Source organism: Mesorhizobium carmichaelinearum (assembly GCF_900199455.1).
GTDB lineage: Bacteria > Pseudomonadota > Alphaproteobacteria > Rhizobiales > Rhizobiaceae > Mesorhizobium > Mesorhizobium carmichaelinearum.
In genome coordinates this window covers 234,456-249,486 of the sequence record NZ_FZQR01000003.1, presented here as the reverse complement: position 1 = coordinate 249,486, position 15,031 = coordinate 234,456, and the positions used below count along the sequence as shown (strand labels likewise).

The following is a 15,031-nucleotide window of genomic DNA, read 5'->3' as shown; positions in this document are numbered from 1 at the left end:
TTTTTGTGAGCTTCGGCCCGCAAAAGTCAAACGGATTGGAGTGTCTGGTGTCGGAAAATCTCGCGAATTGGCAGCCACGCCCGCGTCCGGAGCGCAAGGCGATCGACGGCCGCTATATCAGGCTTGAACCGCTGAGCGCCGCAAAACACGGTGATGGGCTCTATGAGGTGTCTTCCGTCTCCGATGTCGGCGGCCGCTTCGCCTGGCTGCCCGACTATCCGCCGGAAACCCGCGCCGCCTTCCAGCCCTGGCTGGACAAGGTCGAGGCCAGCGAGGATCCGCTGTTCTTTGCCATCATCGACAAGGCGAGCGGCAAGGTCGCCGGACGCCAGACGCTGATGCGCATCGATCCGGCTTACGGCGTCATCGAGATCGGCAACATCTATTGGGGGCCGCTCATCTCGCGCAAGCCGGCGGCGACTGAAGCGCAGTTCCTGTTCATGAAATACATCTTCGACGAACTGGGTTACCGCCGCTACGAATGGAAGTGCAACAACCGCAACGAGCCGTCGAAGCGGGCCGCGGAACGGTTCGGCTTCAAGTTCGAGGGCATTTTCCGCCAGCACCTCATCGTCAAGGGTGAAAACCGCGACACCGCATGGTATTCGATCATCGACAAGGAATGGCCGGCCTTGCGCCAGGCCTATGAAGCGTGGCTCGATCCGGCCAATTTCGACGGCGCCGGCCAGCAGAAACGACGGCTCGAGGATTGTCGCGCGGAGTTCGGGGCGTAAGCTTCGGCGCGTAAGGGAGTTTGCCATTTTGGCGCATACGCATTCCCACGACCATAGCGGACACGATCACGCTGGACACGACCATGGGGTCGGCCATGTGCATGGCTCGACCGACAAGAAGCGTGTGCTGATCGCGGCCGGCCTGACGGCAGGGTTCATGGTGGCGGAGGCGCTTGGCGGGCTCTTCACCGGGTCGCTGGCGTTGCTTGCCGATGCCGGTCACATGCTTGCCGATGCCATCGCGCTCGGCCTTGCATGGTATGCCTTCCATCTTGCGGGGCGGCCGGCGACGGGCCAGCTCACCTATGGCTTCGGCCGGGTCAAGACGCTGGTCGCCTACACCAATGGCATTGCCATCTTCGTCATCGCGCTGTGGATCGTCTACGAGGCGTGGGATCGCTTGCTCACACCGGCGCCGGTGCTGGGCGGACCGATGCTGGTGGTGGCGATCCTCGGCCTGCTGGTCAATATCGGCTCCTTCCTGGTGCTGCATGGTGGCGACCGCGAAAGCCTCAACATGCGTGGCGCCATCCTGCATGTGCTGGGCGACCTGCTCGGCTCGGCGGCGGCGATCGTGGCGGCAGTGGTCATCCTTACCACCGGCTGGACGCCGATCGACCCGATCCTGTCAGTGCTGGTCTCGCTGCTGATCCTGTCGACGGCCTGGTCGCTGATGCGCGCCGCCGCCCATGTGCTGCTCGAAGGCGTGCCGCCAAGCCTCGACCGGGATCTGGTTGCCAAGGACCTGGAGACGACGATCCCAGGCGTGCGCGAGGTGCACCATATGCATGTCTGGTCGATCGATGGGTCAAGCAACATGGCGACGCTGCATGCCTGCCTCGACGAGGGCGTCGATGCACATCAGGCGGTCAGCACCATCAAGAAGCGGCTTGCCAGCGAGCACGGCATCAGCCATGCCACCGTGGAACCGGAATTCGGCCAATGCGCCGACGAGGGCGACGACCACGAGCATGAGCATGATGCGGCCCCGCATCACAGCCACTACCATTAGGTTCGGTCCATTGACATCGACCGGCCTTGCCTCAGGAGTTCCACAGCTTTGAAAGCCAGCCTGACGAATGCCCGCTGCCCCGGAGCTGCATGATGGACCGCGACACCAGGAATGCCGCCATCGCGGCGCTGTGGATCATGCTTTTGTTCGGCATTGCCGCCTTCTACCTGCCGACCGTGATGCTGGCACTCGGCAGTCTTTCGACCGTGCTCGCCGGCATTTTCGGCATTGTCTTCGTGCTGGCGTTTTTCCTCGTGTTCTGGCTGCGCGCGCGCACCCAGCGCAAAAATCAGGGCAAGTAAGGGAATTTTGACATGCGCATTCTGATCACCGGCGCCGCAGGCATGGTCGGCCGCAAACTTATCGCCCGGTTGGCAAAGGACGGCACGCTGCGCGGCAAAAAGATCACCGCGCTCGATCTGCACGACATCGTGCCGCCGCAGGCGCCGGCGATGGATGGCGTCAGCATCAGCACCCATACCGGCGACCTTGCCGAGGCAGGTGCCGCCGAAAGCCTGGTCGCGTCGCGCCCCGATGTCGTCTTCCATCTCGCGGGCATCGTGTCGGGCGAGGCGGAAGCGAATTTCGATCTTGGCTATCGCGTCAATCTCGACGGCACGCGGGCGTTGTTCGATGCCATTCGCCTGGCGGGCTTTGCGCCGCGCGTCGTCTTCACCTCGTCGATCGCCGTGTTCGGCGCGCCGTTCCCGGATGTCATCCCGGACGAATTCCATCCAACGCCATTGACCTCCTACGGCACGCAGAAGCAGATGAGCGAGGCGCTGCTCGCCGACTATTCCAGGCGCGGATTCTTCGACGGCATCGGAATCCGCCTGCCGACGATCTGTGTGCGGCCCGGCAAGCCGAACAAGGCGGCTTCCGGCTTCTTCTCCGGCATTATCCGCGAGCCGCTGAGCGGGCAAGAGGCGATCCTGCCGGTGCCGCGCTCTGTCGTGCACACCCATGCCAGCCCGCGCTCAGCGGTGAATTTCCTGATCCATGCGGCCGGGATCGACGGTGCTGCCGTCGGTCCGCGCCGCAATCTGACGATGCCGGGTGTTGCCGTCACCGTCGGCGAGCAGATCGAGGCGCTGGAGCGCATCGCCGGATCGAAGACGGCGGGACTGATCCGCGAGGTGCCGGACGAAACGATCTGGGCTATCGTGAAGGGCTGGCCGACCCGGTTCGAGGCGCGGCGGTCGAGGGAGCTCGGCTTCAGCGCCGAGAGAAGCTTTGACGAGATCATCCGCGCGCATATCGAGGATGAACTAGGCGGCAAGGATGGCGTTTGAAATCTGCTGCCGCCCTATTTTTTCGGACGAAAATTTGCTTCTTCGATCCACCGCGCGAAGAATTTCGTCTTTGCTCCCACGTAAAGCAAAGCCAGCAATAACCCTATTCCGACAAGTGCGCTGTTGGTAAGAGCTACCGCAACAAGAGACAATGCAAAAATGCTCCCTACGATGATCCCGAAAAAGAAGGAATGTCGGGTCCCTTTTCCCATCCAAATTATTGCTATTGACGTTGCGACCCAGATGAGAAAAACAAATGTGGGTAGTCCCCAGGCAGATCGCCAAAAGGGGCGAAATACCACTCCTGCAACGACGGCCGGGATGACGAGCGTCATACGCAACAAAAACATCCTGAAGAATTTGTTCATTGCGAGATACCGCACGAGCCTGACACGCTTACACGAAAGACGACAACTCGTTAAAATAGTCTCTTCGCCATTCTGAGAAATGGCAAGTTGGAGAGCCTGACAGACGGAATCAGGAGCTCAGAGCAGACACTTGACGCTACTCAGGCGCCGGTCAGGCTCGCCGACAGCAGCAGCAGTCCGAACAGGAAGACGAAGGCGGCGCCGCCGATCTCGACGATTGAGTGGATGCGGTTGCCCATGCGGCCGTCGCCGGCGAAATACACCGCCCAGTTCTTGGCGGTCACGGCAAGTGTTGCCAGCGCCGAGACGGTGATCGCGGTGCCGAGCGACATCGCCAGCACCGACAGCAGGCCGCCGAGCCAGAGCCCGTTGAGCAGGGCGAAGCTCAGCACGATCAGCGCGCCGGAGCAGGGGCGTATGCCGACGGCGGCCACCGCCGACCAGGCGGTGCGCCAGTCGAAGCGGTCGCCCGACAGCAGTGCCGGATCGGGCGCGTGCGAGTGGCCGCAGCTTTCGCAGACCTCGCCGGCCGCGTGATCGTGATGTGCATGGTCATGATGCGCATGATCGTGCGCGCCATGGTCGTGATGGTGGTCATGCGCGGCGTGATCATGATGGTCATGCGCATGGTCATGATCGTCATGGACCTGGAGCGCTTGCGAATGGGCATGCGCCGAATGGCTGTGCGCGGCATGTGAGTGGCCGGCGTGGGAATGACCGGCGTGAGAATGGCCTGCATGCGAATGGCCACCGTGCGAATGGCCGGCATGCGCCGCCGACAGGCTGTAGGCGGGCGCCCTGCCGAACAGGCGCAGGATGGACGGGCCGAGCTTGCGCCACAGCAGCCAGGCGCCGAACAGGGTGACGAGGGCAAAGCTCATGATCTCCATGAACCAGGCCGCGTCGGTCATCGAGATGGTGGTGCCGCGCAGGACGAAATAGGCGAGCAGCATGACGGCGATCGCCGTCAGGCCCTGCAGCAGCGCCGAGACGAAGGACAACAGGACGCCGCGCCGCAGCGCCACTTCATTGGCGACCATGTAGGACGAGATCACCGCCTTGCCGTGGCCGGGGCCGGCGGCATGGAAAATGCCATAGGCGAAGGACAGGCCGATGAGCACCCAGAGCTTGCTGTTGTCCTGGCGCATCGCCTTCATGGCTGTCGCCAGCGCGCGGTAGAATTCCTGCTGCCGCAGATTGATCCACATCAGGATGTGGGCGAACGGACCGGTGGTCGGCGCCATGCCGTCATTGACGCCGATGCCGAGCGAACTCTGGGCGTGCGCGGCGTTGGCGAAATGCATCGACACAAAGGCGAGGGCCAACAGGCCGAATGCCAAACGCAGGGACGGTTTCGTCACCGGCTTCATCCTTCTGGCTGACAGGTCAGTTCAAGCTTGGTGGCAAAGATCTTGCTCATGTCGGTGCCTGTCGGATCGTTGAAGAAGGCATCCGTCAAGGTTTTCTGGTTTTCTTTGATGGCCTCATCCGGATCCGGACGGATCACTTTGCTGGTGCAATTCGACGGCAGGCCTGCAACCGTGATGTTGGAATCCTCGGTGAAGTCTATCGCCGTGTAGAAAGTCGGATCGTAGACACCGATGTCGATCGTGCCGGTCAGCTTGATCGGCACTTTGGGCTCGGACTCGAACAGGATGATCAGCTGGTCGTTGTCGAAATTGGCCATCAGATGTGGCGGCGGCACCATCGTCACGTCCTTGCCGTTCTGCGTGACGAGCTGGAAATAGTTGAATTCGGCCAGCGAGGCATGAACGGTGTCGGCGACCTCCTTCAGCTCCTTGTCGTCAAGCTTCAGGTCGGAGTTCTTGTCGAACTCCATCATCACCGTACTCGAAAACAGGTCGTCGAAGCGCCAGAGATGACGCAGCGCTTTCACACTTTGGTGATCCGGGGACAGGATCACGTCTAGGCGTGCCTCGGCGAAGACGTGCGGATGCACGTAAGCCGGTCCCGTAGCGGCAAAGGTCGCCGTCAAGGCCGAAGCCAGTATGATTGCGTGCCGTTTGAGTTGCATTCCCGGTCGCGATTCCCTTGGCTTTGGAGAGGAACCGAAGGTTACCAGAAAGGGGGCGAAATTGGGACCGCCCGCGCGTGTCACCCAAAAGTGCGCAGCGGTTTTGGGATTATGACACGCACAAACTCAAAGCATGTCATCCAAAAGTGCGCAGCGGTTGTGAGGCCGCGATATGCACGCGACAAGAGCCCGATGCAGGTCAAGCGGCCTCACGCGTCCTGAACCATTGCACCAGGAAGTCGACGAAAACGCGGACCTTGGCCGGCAGATAGCGGCGATGCGGGTAGACGGCGAAGATGCCGCCGCCAGACAGGATGCGGTCGTCGAGCACCGTCACCAACTGGCCACTCTTGAGGTCGGGCGCGGCAATGAAATCCGGCAGGATGCAAAATCCGAGTCCTGACAAGGCGGCGGCTCGCGCCGCCATCGGGCTGTTGACCTCGATCGGGCCGGACACGGCGACGCTCAGCTGATCGTTGTTGTCGCCCTTGAACGCCCAGTTGTTCAGCCCGCGGCCATTGGTGTCGACGATGCAGGGCATGTGGCCGAGATCCTGCGGCCGCGTCGGCATGCCATGCTTGGCGATCAGTTCGGGCGAGGCGCAGAGCTTTATCGAAAACGGCGCCAGCCGTCTCGCGATCAGCGACGAATTCTCCAGGCGCGAGATGCGCACCGCGAGGTCGAAACCTTCCTCGACCAGGTCGACGAAGCGATCGTCGAGCTGGATGTCGAGCACGATGTCGGGGTGCTGCTTGGCGAAGTCGATCAGCGACTGGCCGATCGGCGCATCGGCGAAAGTGCGCGGCGCCGACAGTTTGATCCTGCCTCGCACGTCGCCGGAGGATTCGCGCACGGCGTCCGCCAGGCTGTCGACCTCGCGCACGATCTCCGAGGCGCGCCGGTAATAGGTGTGGCCCGCCTCGGTCATCGAGAACTGGCGCGTGGTGCGGTTCAGCAGCAGCGCGCCAAGTTCGTCCTCCAGTTCGCGCACATATTTCGAAAGCAGCGCCTTGGAACGGCCGATCTTGCGCGCTGCCGCCGAAAAGCCTTCGGCCTCGACGACGTCGATGAAGGCGCGCATGCGGGTCAGTGTGTCCATGGTTCAGGCCCTTTGTGCTGCGTCGAGAAGTTTTCGGCCGAGCCGTATCAGGGCAATGTCGCTGCCGGAAGGGCCAAGCAGCGACAGGCCGAACGGTGCGCCGGCGACCGAGCCGATGGGCAAGGTGATCTGTGGAAAGCCGGAGAGCCCGGCGAGGCACAGAAGATGCAGGGCCCGCTCGCGATAGGCCTGGAAGTGCTCCGGCGTCGAGTCGATATAGGGCGCCGGGCCCGGCACCGTCGGCAGGACGAGGAAACCATCCTTGCCGAGCAGGGCGCTGAGTTCGCCGCGGAAGGTCAGCCGGCGCACTTTCTCGGCCTGCACTGTCCGGTCATCGACGGCACGGCCAAAGCCGAAACGCTCCTCGACGCCGGGGCCGAGGTCGCGCTCGCCGCTGATGATCCAGTCGCCATGCACGCCCCAGGCTTCCCTGGCCTGCAGCCGGCGAAAGCACCAGTAGAGGTCGTCAAGGGAAGAGCTGAAACGCGTCGTCGGCGTCGCCGGCGCGCCAAACACTGCGCTTGCCAGTGCCTTCATCCTCGCATACTCGGCAAGGGCGGGGCGGGCGACCATCTCGTCCAGCCAGGGGAGCGACAGCGGGCGGTCCAGGGAATGCTGGTGCGGTTCGCGGCCAAGCAGCAGCTTGCCGACCGTTTCATAAGTCTCGATGTCGTCGGCGAACCAGCCGAACGTGTCGAAGCTCGGCGCCAGCTTCATCGTGCCATCGAGCGAGATGCGTCCATGCGTGGTGCGCAGACCGATCAGCCCGCAAAAACTCGCCGGCGCGCGGATCGAGCCGCCGGTGTCGGAGCCGGTGGCGATGTCGGCCAGCCTGCCCGCCACCGCCGCCGCCGATCCCGACGACGAGCCGCCGGTGACGCGGTCGGGGGCCGCAGGGTTCACCGGAAACGGAAAATGCGCGTTCTGGCCAAACAGCGCGAAGGCGAGTTCGTCGGTCTGCGTCTTGCCGGCGAAGCGCGCGCCGGCATCGAGAATCGTCTGCACGGCAGGCGCCGTGCGAGAGGCGGCATGGCTTTCGGCGAATTTCCTGGAATTGCCGCAGCCGGTGCGGTAGCCGGCGACATCATAGATATCCTTAACGGCCAGCCGCAGGCCGGCGAGCGGACCGAGCTCGGCATGAGCCACCGGCATCTGGCGAAGATCGAGGAAGGCGTTGTAGGGGCCGTGCGTGCCTGTCATCGTTCGATATCCGGATACGGTCCTCCCAACATTGTTCGATGCCAGAAATTTTACAACCTTGGATACGATTTTTATTGATTGTGACGGCAACCAGCCATATATCGCGCTTGCCCAAAGTCGCACGTGCCTGTGGGTGTCCGCCGATCCTCGAATGGTGAGGGAAATCGGTAAGGTAACTGGAGCCAACCCCTCCAGTCGGTCTAGCGGCCAACCGCCAGCCCGAGGACACCTTGAAGCAACGACGGTGCGGGCCTTTCTGGTTCTCTGCCGGTTGTCCAAAGACCGGGGTTACTGAAGAGGCACACCTTCATTGCCGGTAGTGCGGAACGGGGTTCTCCCAATCCAAGCCAAGGCAGACAAAGCGGACCGAAGCCGGGCAAGGCCGAGGTTCATCGCCGCGAGACGGCGTTTCATGGTTCCGGGGTCTCCACCGGCTGGTTCCATGGAATTTCCGTCCCGCCTTTGTCCACCGCGTGTTCGCGAGGCCGACAGCCCGCGTCCGCACCCTTGTGCGCGCCGAAAGGCGTGTTTGGAGAAACCCGATGGCTACCCAGCGCATCCTCGACTTCCTCGCCACCCGACGCCCGTCCGGCCCCTGCCTCGTCGTCGACCTCGATGTCGTGCGCGACAATTTCCGCGCCTTCGAGAAGGCGTTGCCCGATTCCAAGATCTACTATGCGGTGAAAGCAAACCCGGCGCCGGAAATCCTGCGCCTCCTTGCTGCGATGGGCTCGTCCTTCGACACCGCTTCCGTTGCCGAAGTCGAGATGGCGATGGACGCGGGTGCGCCCGCGGACCGCATCTCCTTCGGCAACACCATCAAGAAGGAGCGTGACATCGCACGCGCCTATCAGCTGGGCATCCGGCTGTTCGCCGTCGACTGCGTCGAGGAGGTCGAGAAGATCGCCCGCGTCGCTCCCGGCGCCCGCGTGTTCTGCCGTGTGCTGACCGATGGCGAAGGCGCCGAATGGCCGCTGTCGCGCAAGTTCGGCTGCGTGCCTGCGATGGCCGTCGACGTGCTGCGCCATGCCAAGGGCCTTGGCCTCGACGCCTATGGCGTGTCGTTCCATGTCGGCTCGCAACAGACCGACCTGACCGCCTGGGACCGTGCGCTCGCCGACGCCAAGAAGGTGTTCGCGACGCTCGCCGAGGAAGGCATCGTCTTGAAGATGGTCAATATGGGTGGCGGTTTCCCGACGCGCTATTTGCGTGACGTGCCGGCGGCCCAGGCCTATGGCCAGGCGATCTTCTCGGCGTTGCGCAAGCATTTCGGCAATGCCATTCCGGAAACCATCATCGAGCCGGGCCGTGGCATGGTCGGCAATGCCGGCGTCATCAAGTCGGAAGTCGTGCTGATCTCGAAGAAGGCCGACAACGACAATGTGCGCTGGGTGTTCCTCGACATCGGCAAGTTCGGCGGTCTGGCCGAAACCATGGACGAGGCGATCCGCTATCCCCTGGTTACCCGCCATGATGGCTCGGAGACCGCGCCTTGCGTGCTCGCCGGCCCGACCTGCGATTCGGCCGACGTGATGTACGAGAAGACGCCGTATCCGCTGCCTCTGTCGCTGACGATCGGCGACGAGGTGCTGATCGAAGGCACCGGCGCCTACACGACCACCTACTCGGCGGTCGCGTTCAACGGCTTCGAGCCTCTCCGATCCTACGTGATCTGACGGTTCGAAAGAACCGATCAGATCATCCCAGGTGGGCGCTTGGCGTCCACCCGGGTCTCGCTTGTGGAACAGATCTCCGCTCGTGAAGGGATCGTGGAAATGGAAATGTCAGTTGAAATCGTAGCTCATGCGCCGGCCTTCGCAATGGTCGCCGAAACCGTTGTCGACATAGCTGCGCGCGAAGCCTTGCTCGATCGCGCCATGGGGCCGATGCGGCGGAAAAAATCGTCGGAGAAGCTGCGGCGCGGCCGCCGGCCCTCGGAAGGCCTGGCCTTCGTCGCGCGCGATACGTCGGGCGGCGTCGCCGGCACGGTGCGGCTGTGGGATGTCAGGCTGGGCGAGGGCGGTCCGGCAGCGCTGCTGCTTGGCCCGCTCGCCGTCGATCCGTCGCTCAAGAATGCCGGCATCGGCTCGGCGCTGATGCGCCACGCCATCGCTGAGGCGGCGCGTCTCGGCCACGCGGCAATCCTGCTGGTCGGCGATGCGCCCTATTACGGACGCTTCGGCTTCTCGGCCGACAAGACAGGCCGGCTGGCGATGCCAGGCCCCTATGAGCGGCACCGCCTGCTGGCGCTGGAACTGGTGGACGGCGCGCTGGATGGCGTGCACGGCACGCTGAAGGCTTCCGGCCGCAAGCTGTCAGTTCCAGCCGAAGTGCAACGCGCTGGCTGAAACCAGCGCGGCATATTCGGTCGCGACGGCATCCAGGCCGGTCACCGCCGGTGAACCGACGCCCCCGAGACGGGCCAGATAGTCCTCGCCTTTGGGGGCCTTGTCCCAGTCGTTGCCGATGAACCGGGCCGCCGCCGTGCCGGAGTCCGAGACTTCCGGAGCCGGCGGCCCGAACGCGGCCGCTGTCCGCTTGAGCCCATCCAGAAACGCGGCATTGTCGAGGCCGCTATAGGGCTTGCCGTTGCCGTCCACGACATTGAGGAAAATCTGCTCGTCGCCAAAGGCAGTGTAGCCACCGCCCAGGCCTTTTTCCACGGCATCGGCCTTTTCGAAGAAACGCTGTGCCACGGTGGCGTCGAGCGTATCCTTGGGGAAGCGCACGGTGACGAAGCCCGTGCTGCCGCTGCTGTCGTCCAGTCGAGAGACGAGCACGCTGTGCTGGTGGAAAATGTAGCCGAAGGCGGCGGCCAGACGATCGGCGGTCGCGTCGTCGAGCGCGGCCTCGGTCTGCAGCGAGGCGTTGGTCTTGAGGAGGTAGCCACCCGGCGTGACTTCCGTCTCGATCACGGCCGGATCGACGCCTATGCTGGCGACAATCTTTGGCACGATTTTCTCAAGCACCTCAGCCGAAAAGGCAGCCCGGTCGGCATAGCCGGCCGTCTTCAGGTTTGGCAGGTCGAAGACGAGGGAAGGTGTGGCCTCGTAGGAAATCAGGACACGTTCGTCGGCGGCCGCGGCCGCCGTCACCGAAACCAGGGCAGCGATCAGCACCGCCCGCGCCACTGCTCGAACACTATGGAAATTCATTACCGACCTCGCTGCTTTGCCGCTCTTCTGGAGCCGAGGTCAGACTAAATGGATGATGTCACAATCAAAGGTATGAGCGGCTTGCGGTTCTCTGCCGCGTGAAGGTTTCGTGCCAAGATTGCCGAAGCCCGTGGAACGAAAGTGCCGTCCTGAAGACGGTGTCCCGACAAGGCCCAAAGCGCGTCCAAATGATCATGCGGCGCGCTCGGCCCTGTCTGATTTCATGTCTGTCCAAGCCGCCATACGGCTTGCGACAGCCGTCAGCCGATCAACTGGCTGAGCGCCATGGCCACCGTCATGTCGCCTTCGACTTTGATCTTGCCGGTCATAAACGCCATGGTCGGGTTCAGGTCGCCAGCGATCAGCGAATCCAGATCGTCGAGCGAGAGCTTGATGGTGCAGTCGGTGGGGGCATCGGTGTTCGAAACGGTTGCGCCGTCGATGACGATGACGCCGTCGCTGCCGGTGTCGAATTTCACGGAACGATCAAACCCGCTGCTGGCCACGCGCGACTTGATCTTCTCGGCAATCTCCTGAACGCTCACGCTGTTCTCCCTGTCTGGTTGCATCTACTTGTCTGGTTGCATCTGTCGCGCGACGGTGCTTCGGTCCGACCGAAGCCCATGCTGCCTCTGAGGCGATTACAATCGCTGCCGCATATAGCGGCGGGTTGACGTTTACGTCAACGCGAATCCTGGAGGCTGGTTCCTATCGCCGCACCAGGCAATCTGTCGGGCGGCACCGGTGGTCAGTGGGCAGGCGGCGCATCCGCTTCGGCCGGCTTGGCCGTCTCGGGCGCTGCGGTGGGGGCATCCTGCCGCCGGCGCAGCCAGTTGTCGCGGATCTCGTCCTTGCTCAGGAAATTGACCTGATCGATCAGAACCTCATGCACCAGGGTTGAGCCGACGCGGGCGTTTACGGTGTCGCGGATCGCGGCGCGGAAGGCATCGAGGTCGATCGTCGCCTTCTTGGTGAAGTCGATCTGGGGATTGGAATAGAGGTAGCTGTAAACCTGGTCAGTGATCAGCGCCTCGGCCGGAATCGACAGTTTCTTTATCTGCTCCGGCTCGACGGTGTAGACGAGCTTGGCCAGGAAATAGCCACCGATCTTGGAGTCGCGGATCAGCGGCACCGAAATGACGTCGGTCTTGACGTAGTCCAGCCCGCCCAGCATCGGCTTGGGTTTCTCGCCGACGCCGCTTTCGCCGGCGGCCTGGAACGAATAGAACACCGCGCCGAGCGTGGCGGCGCAGACCCAGACCGCGATGGCGATGACCTTGATCATTCAGAGCCCGAGCCCGACATCATCGCGCGCTAGAGCCTGTTCCATCCCGATTCAATCGGGATGGGGCTCTATCTCTTTGTTTGGGCATGATCTTTTCCAAAAACCGGCATCCACTTTTCGGGATCATGCTCTAGCCTTTCATCCGGCCGAATTCGCCGGCGGAGTAGGTGCCGTCGGTTTCAGCGCGCTGGATGGCACTGCGCAACAGGTTGGCGACCTCGTTGACGGCGCTCAGATGCGCCAGGATCGCCGCCTCGTTCTTCGCCAGTTTCTGGCGCAGCCGGGTCAGCCCCTCACGGTGCTGTTCGAGGAACTCGGCTTCGCTGCCGCCCTTCATGGCGCGGGTCAGTTCGTAGAGATAGCGGCTCTTGCGGGCGTTCGACGCCTTGAGGTCGTAGCCGGTATCGCGGCGGATGCCGGCGGTCTCTTCCTCGACCACCTCCTCGATGCGGCCGATGATGGCGGCAAGGTTTCCCGGCCGCGCGAACGGTATAGGAGCTTCCGACGCGGTCGTGCGCGCCGGCAGGTTGGCGGTGAATTCGGAAGAGTCGGCCATGGCGTTTCCCAGTCTAGATCTTGATGTCTGTTTTTATGGTTGTCTCGTCGCCGGTCATCGACCTGGCGGCCTTGCGCTGCAATTCCTGGACGAGCGAGGTGGACAGACGGGTTTGCTGATCGATCTCGGTCTTTTCCGGTCCGTTCGAGACCGGGCCGATCGGCACCTTGCGCTTGCCGTCCATATAGTGGTCGGCGAGCAGCGACTTGGCGATGCCGATGCCGCCGCGCTCGGCCATGACGTCGGCGACGCGCTCGGCGAGCTGCGATTTCCACATGTCGCCGGCGAGACCCGTGCCGTAGACGCCCTCGGTGTCCTTGGGCAGCATGTTCTGGATGAAGGTCTGCAGGACCATCGCCTCGAACTTCTTGAATTTCTTGGCCGGATCGGCTGTCGCGGCGGCCTTGTCAGCCGTGGCGCGCGACAGGATCGAGCCGGCATCGACGGACGCCGCGGTGTCGACCGAGAACGTGCCCGCGGCACCACCCGCGCGCTTGGTCAGCGCGGCGCGGGCAGCCTCGATATCCATCGGACCGGCAGCTCGGGCGACATCCATAACAATGTCGCTGGGTGGAGAAATCGCCAAGAAAGTCCGCCTTTTGCCGGTTTTCCTTAGCCAGATCATGCCTCAACAAGCTTGTGGCAGGCTTGCGGGGGAGAGGGGTGCGGGGAGGCGGAATGTGGGGATCAGGCGGCTGCTTCGGGCTGGAGCGGGCATCCGCCACCCATTCTCGAATGACCGCAGTGCGCCGACAGCGGACTGGCAGCTTCAGGCTGCGAATCTTCAAGAGCGGACATTATGCTCGGCGTTAGCAGCGTCATGACCTGACCCAATCCGGACATTGCTATGGCGCATGAAAGCGGCGCGCGGACGTAATGCGCTGGGTTCAGAAGCAGAAGCAGAAGCGGGCGAGGCTGCCTTTCCCATCTAGAGCAAAGAATCTCCTAGAGCGCATCGCCGTTACCCCTTGGTGAAATGACGCAATCCATAGCCTCCGGGCGCCGAAAGGAGTAGACTGCCTCATAAATCGGTCTGCGAGCGAACGTCGCTCGGAGGTTTGTCGTGACCGTCACCAAGCGAATCCGGTTGCCGATGGCCTCGCTGAGGGTCACGCCCCTCGGAATAGGCTCGGATCCGCTCGTCTGCTTTGCTGCGTTCGTTGCGTGCATTTTCTGGCTCGGAATTTCTGGTGGTGCGGCGACTGGCGGGCCGCTCCACGACGCTGCGCGGGAGGGCGATGCGGGCAAGGTCGCCGCGCTCCTGGCAGACGGCGCCGATGTGAATGATCGCAATGAGAGTCGCGAGACCCCGCTGATCGATGCGGCGCTTGCCGGCAAGACCGATGTCGCCGTTGCGTTGATCGAGGCCAAGGCCGACATAGAAGCCCGTAACGATCGCGGCTTCACCGCGCTGCATGCGGCAGCCTATTCAGGAAGCCTGGACATCGCAAAATTGCTGCTCGACCACGGGGCCGAGGTCGACGCGTTGAGCACGCACAAGATCACGCCGCTGCATGTGGCAGCAGAAGAGAACCAGTCGGCCATCGCGGAGCTGTTGATCTCGCGCGGCGCACAGGTCGAGGCAATCCAGGAATACGGGTACACGCCTCTCAGCCGCGCGACATTCTTTCAGAGCACCGACGTGATGGTTTTGCTCAAGAAGCACGGCGCAAAATGCCAACCCAAGGAAACGATGGGGTCGTCGTACAAGGTGTGCATCGCCCTCGGCAACTGACATCGAGAAAGGTACTGGAGGAGAACATGACAGAGAACCGTTCCAGAACGTTTGACGGTTTGCTTTGCGCCGGAGTCGCCACCGCGTCTCTCCTGCTCTTCGGCGTTGACGCATCCTACGCGGGCGACGGGGTGAACACTGGATATTTCGGCGACGTCGCCATACAGGGCTACGATCCGGTGGCGTATTTCACCGACGGTCGTGCGACCATGGGTTCGCCGAATATCTCGAAGAAGTGGCTCGGCGCGACATGGTATTTCGCCAGCGTCCAGCACCGCGATGCCTTCATTTCCGAGCCGGTGCGCTACGCCCCCCAGTTCGGAGGCTTCTGCACAGGAGGAATGTCAGCAAAGGAGGCATCCGCGAACCTTGACCCGGCAGCCTTCCGCATCGTCGATGGCAAGCTCTTCCTTTTCTCGGGAAGGGAGGGCCTGGAGGAAGACTTCGATGCCAACCCGGCCCCTGTCATTGCGAAGGCCAATGCCGAATGGCCCGCAGTCGAAGCGAAAGAATTCGAGGCCCGATCGCATGCCAACTGAAGTCGCGAGCCGGCGAGTTGA

Annotated in this window: 18 protein-coding genes; 8 read left to right on the top strand and 10 right to left on the bottom strand. The window is 62.9% G+C overall.

The annotated features are described in order from the left end of the window. Positions 1-47 precede the first annotated feature (47 nt). The 4 genes from CKW40_RS07825 (at position 48) to denD (ending at position 3,038) form a co-directional block, all read left to right on the top strand. Positions 48-734, top strand: coding sequence for a GNAT family N-acetyltransferase (locus CKW40_RS07825; protein WP_095199376.1), 687 nt, complete (start codon positions 48-50; stop codon positions 732-734). A gap of 25 nt (positions 735-759) precedes the next feature. Then, positions 760-1,746 (top strand): cation diffusion facilitator family transporter, encoded by a 987-nt coding sequence (locus CKW40_RS07820; protein WP_439330973.1) that lies wholly within the window; start codon positions 760-762, stop codon positions 1,744-1,746. Positions 1,747-1,835: 89 nt separating this feature from the next. Further along, positions 1,836-2,048 (top strand): hypothetical protein, encoded by a 213-nt coding sequence (locus tag CKW40_RS07815; RefSeq protein WP_095199374.1) that lies wholly within the window; start codon positions 1,836-1,838, stop codon positions 2,046-2,048. 12 nt (positions 2,049-2,060) lie between these two features. Beyond that, complete coding sequence (gene denD / locus CKW40_RS07810) at positions 2,061-3,038, top strand: D-erythronate dehydrogenase (RefSeq protein ID WP_095199373.1); 978 nt, start codon at positions 2,061-2,063, stop codon at positions 3,036-3,038. A 14-nt stretch (positions 3,039-3,052) separates the two neighbouring features. On the opposite strand, the gene CKW40_RS44565 is transcribed toward denD, so the two are convergent. From CKW40_RS44565 to CKW40_RS07785, 5 genes are all read right to left on the bottom strand, one after another. Then, positions 3,053-3,406: a hypothetical protein gene (locus CKW40_RS44565; protein ID WP_244571128.1), complete on the bottom strand. Its 354-nt coding sequence runs from the start codon at positions 3,404-3,406 to the stop codon at positions 3,053-3,055. A gap of 140 nt (positions 3,407-3,546) precedes the next feature. Then, positions 3,547-4,776, bottom strand: a complete 1,230-nt coding sequence (locus CKW40_RS07800) for a nickel/cobalt transporter (RefSeq protein ID WP_095199372.1) — start codon at positions 4,774-4,776, stop codon at positions 3,547-3,549. Then, positions 4,773-5,441, bottom strand: coding sequence for a DUF1007 family protein (locus CKW40_RS07795; protein WP_095199371.1), 669 nt, complete (start codon positions 5,439-5,441; stop codon positions 4,773-4,775). The genes CKW40_RS07800 and CKW40_RS07795 overlap by 4 nt, the downstream gene beginning before the upstream one ends. Before the next feature lie 199 nt (positions 5,442-5,640). Continuing rightward, the gene (locus CKW40_RS07790) at positions 5,641-6,540 is read right to left on the bottom strand and encodes a LysR family transcriptional regulator (RefSeq protein WP_095199370.1); all 900 of its coding nucleotides are present in this window, start codon (positions 6,538-6,540) and stop codon (positions 5,641-5,643) included. A gap of 3 nt (positions 6,541-6,543) precedes the next feature. Then, positions 6,544-7,740, bottom strand: coding sequence for an amidase (locus CKW40_RS07785; RefSeq protein ID WP_095199369.1), 1,197 nt, complete (start codon positions 7,738-7,740; stop codon positions 6,544-6,546). A 542-nt stretch (positions 7,741-8,282) separates the two neighbouring features. Here CKW40_RS07785 and odc2 point away from each other — a divergent pair. Together odc2 and CKW40_RS07775 are read left to right on the top strand one after the other, a co-directional pair. Further along, positions 8,283-9,416: an ornithine/lysine decarboxylase gene (gene odc2, locus CKW40_RS07780; RefSeq protein WP_010911321.1), complete on the top strand. Its 1,134-nt coding sequence runs from the start codon at positions 8,283-8,285 to the stop codon at positions 9,414-9,416. A 99-nt stretch (positions 9,417-9,515) separates the two neighbouring features. Further along, entirely contained in the window at positions 9,516-10,088 is a 573-nt protein-coding gene (locus CKW40_RS07775) for a GNAT family N-acetyltransferase (RefSeq protein WP_095199368.1), read from the top strand. Here CKW40_RS07775 and CKW40_RS07770 read toward each other — a convergent pair. The 5 genes from CKW40_RS07770 to CKW40_RS07750 form a co-directional block, all read right to left on the bottom strand. Continuing rightward, the gene (locus CKW40_RS07770; RefSeq protein ID WP_244571127.1) at positions 10,056-10,895 is read right to left on the bottom strand and encodes a hypothetical protein; all 840 of its coding nucleotides are present in this window, start codon (positions 10,893-10,895) and stop codon (positions 10,056-10,058) included. The two genes, CKW40_RS07775 and CKW40_RS07770, sit on opposite strands and share 33 nt — an antisense overlap. Before the next feature lie 260 nt (positions 10,896-11,155). Beyond that, positions 11,156-11,440, bottom strand: coding sequence for an SCP2 sterol-binding domain-containing protein (locus CKW40_RS07765; RefSeq protein ID WP_013529756.1), 285 nt, complete (start codon positions 11,438-11,440; stop codon positions 11,156-11,158). A 203-nt stretch (positions 11,441-11,643) separates the two neighbouring features. Then, positions 11,644-12,180, bottom strand: a complete 537-nt coding sequence (locus CKW40_RS07760) for a hypothetical protein (RefSeq protein WP_095199367.1) — start codon at positions 12,178-12,180, stop codon at positions 11,644-11,646. 130 nt (positions 12,181-12,310) lie between these two features. Continuing rightward, positions 12,311-12,736 (bottom strand): hypothetical protein, encoded by a 426-nt coding sequence (locus CKW40_RS07755; protein WP_095199366.1) that lies wholly within the window; start codon positions 12,734-12,736, stop codon positions 12,311-12,313. Positions 12,737-12,749: 13 nt separating this feature from the next. Then, on the bottom strand, positions 12,750-13,361 hold the full coding sequence (locus CKW40_RS07750; RefSeq protein ID WP_179297874.1) for a rod-binding protein: 612 nt from the start codon (positions 13,359-13,361) through the stop codon (positions 12,750-12,752). A gap of 438 nt (positions 13,362-13,799) precedes the next feature. Between CKW40_RS07750 and CKW40_RS07745 the strand changes: the two genes are divergently transcribed. Both CKW40_RS07745 and CKW40_RS07740 read left to right on the top strand, forming a co-directional pair. Next, positions 13,800-14,471 (top strand): ankyrin repeat domain-containing protein, encoded by a 672-nt coding sequence (locus CKW40_RS07745; protein ID WP_244571126.1) that lies wholly within the window; start codon positions 13,800-13,802, stop codon positions 14,469-14,471. Positions 14,472-14,497: 26 nt separating this feature from the next. After that, on the top strand, positions 14,498-15,010 hold the full coding sequence (locus CKW40_RS07740) for a YHS domain-containing (seleno)protein (RefSeq protein ID WP_095199363.1): 513 nt from the start codon (positions 14,498-14,500) through the stop codon (positions 15,008-15,010). The last annotated feature ends 21 nt before the right edge of the window (positions 15,011-15,031 follow it).

Bases quoted from the DNA above. Each gene is read 5' to 3' on its own strand.
- CKW40_RS07815 (WP_095199374.1), top strand. From the start codon at position 1,836: ATGATGGACCGCGACACCAGGAATGCCGCCATCGCGGCGCTGTGGATC.
- denD (WP_095199373.1), top strand. From the start codon at position 2,061: ATGCGCATTCTGATCACCGGCGCCGCAGGCATGGTCGGCCGCAAACTT.
- CKW40_RS44565 (WP_244571128.1), bottom strand. From the start codon at position 3,406: ATGAACAAATTCTTCAGGATGTTTTTGTTGCGTATGACGCTCGTCATC.
- CKW40_RS07800 (WP_095199372.1), bottom strand. From the start codon at position 4,776: ATGAAGCCGGTGACGAAACCGTCCCTGCGTTTGGCATTCGGCCTGTTG.
- CKW40_RS07795 (WP_095199371.1), bottom strand. From the start codon at position 5,441: ATGCAACTCAAACGGCACGCAATCATACTGGCTTCGGCCTTGACGGCG.
- CKW40_RS07790 (WP_095199370.1), bottom strand. From the start codon at position 6,540: ATGGACACACTGACCCGCATGCGCGCCTTCATCGACGTCGTCGAGGCC.
- CKW40_RS07785 (WP_095199369.1), bottom strand. From the start codon at position 7,740: ATGACAGGCACGCACGGCCCCTACAACGCCTTCCTCGATCTTCGCCAG.
- odc2 (WP_010911321.1), top strand. From the start codon at position 8,283: ATGGCTACCCAGCGCATCCTCGACTTCCTCGCCACCCGACGCCCGTCC.
- CKW40_RS07775 (WP_095199368.1), top strand. From the start codon at position 9,516: ATGGAAATGTCAGTTGAAATCGTAGCTCATGCGCCGGCCTTCGCAATG.
- CKW40_RS07770 (WP_244571127.1), bottom strand. From the start codon at position 10,895: ATGAATTTCCATAGTGTTCGAGCAGTGGCGCGGGCGGTGCTGATCGCT.
- CKW40_RS07760 (WP_095199367.1), bottom strand. From the start codon at position 12,180: ATGATCAAGGTCATCGCCATCGCGGTCTGGGTCTGCGCCGCCACGCTC.
- CKW40_RS07755 (WP_095199366.1), bottom strand. From the start codon at position 12,736: ATGGCCGACTCTTCCGAATTCACCGCCAACCTGCCGGCGCGCACGACC.
- CKW40_RS07750 (WP_179297874.1), bottom strand. From the start codon at position 13,361: ATGATCTGGCTAAGGAAAACCGGCAAAAGGCGGACTTTCTTGGCGATT.
- CKW40_RS07740 (WP_095199363.1), top strand. From the start codon at position 14,498: ATGACAGAGAACCGTTCCAGAACGTTTGACGGTTTGCTTTGCGCCGGA.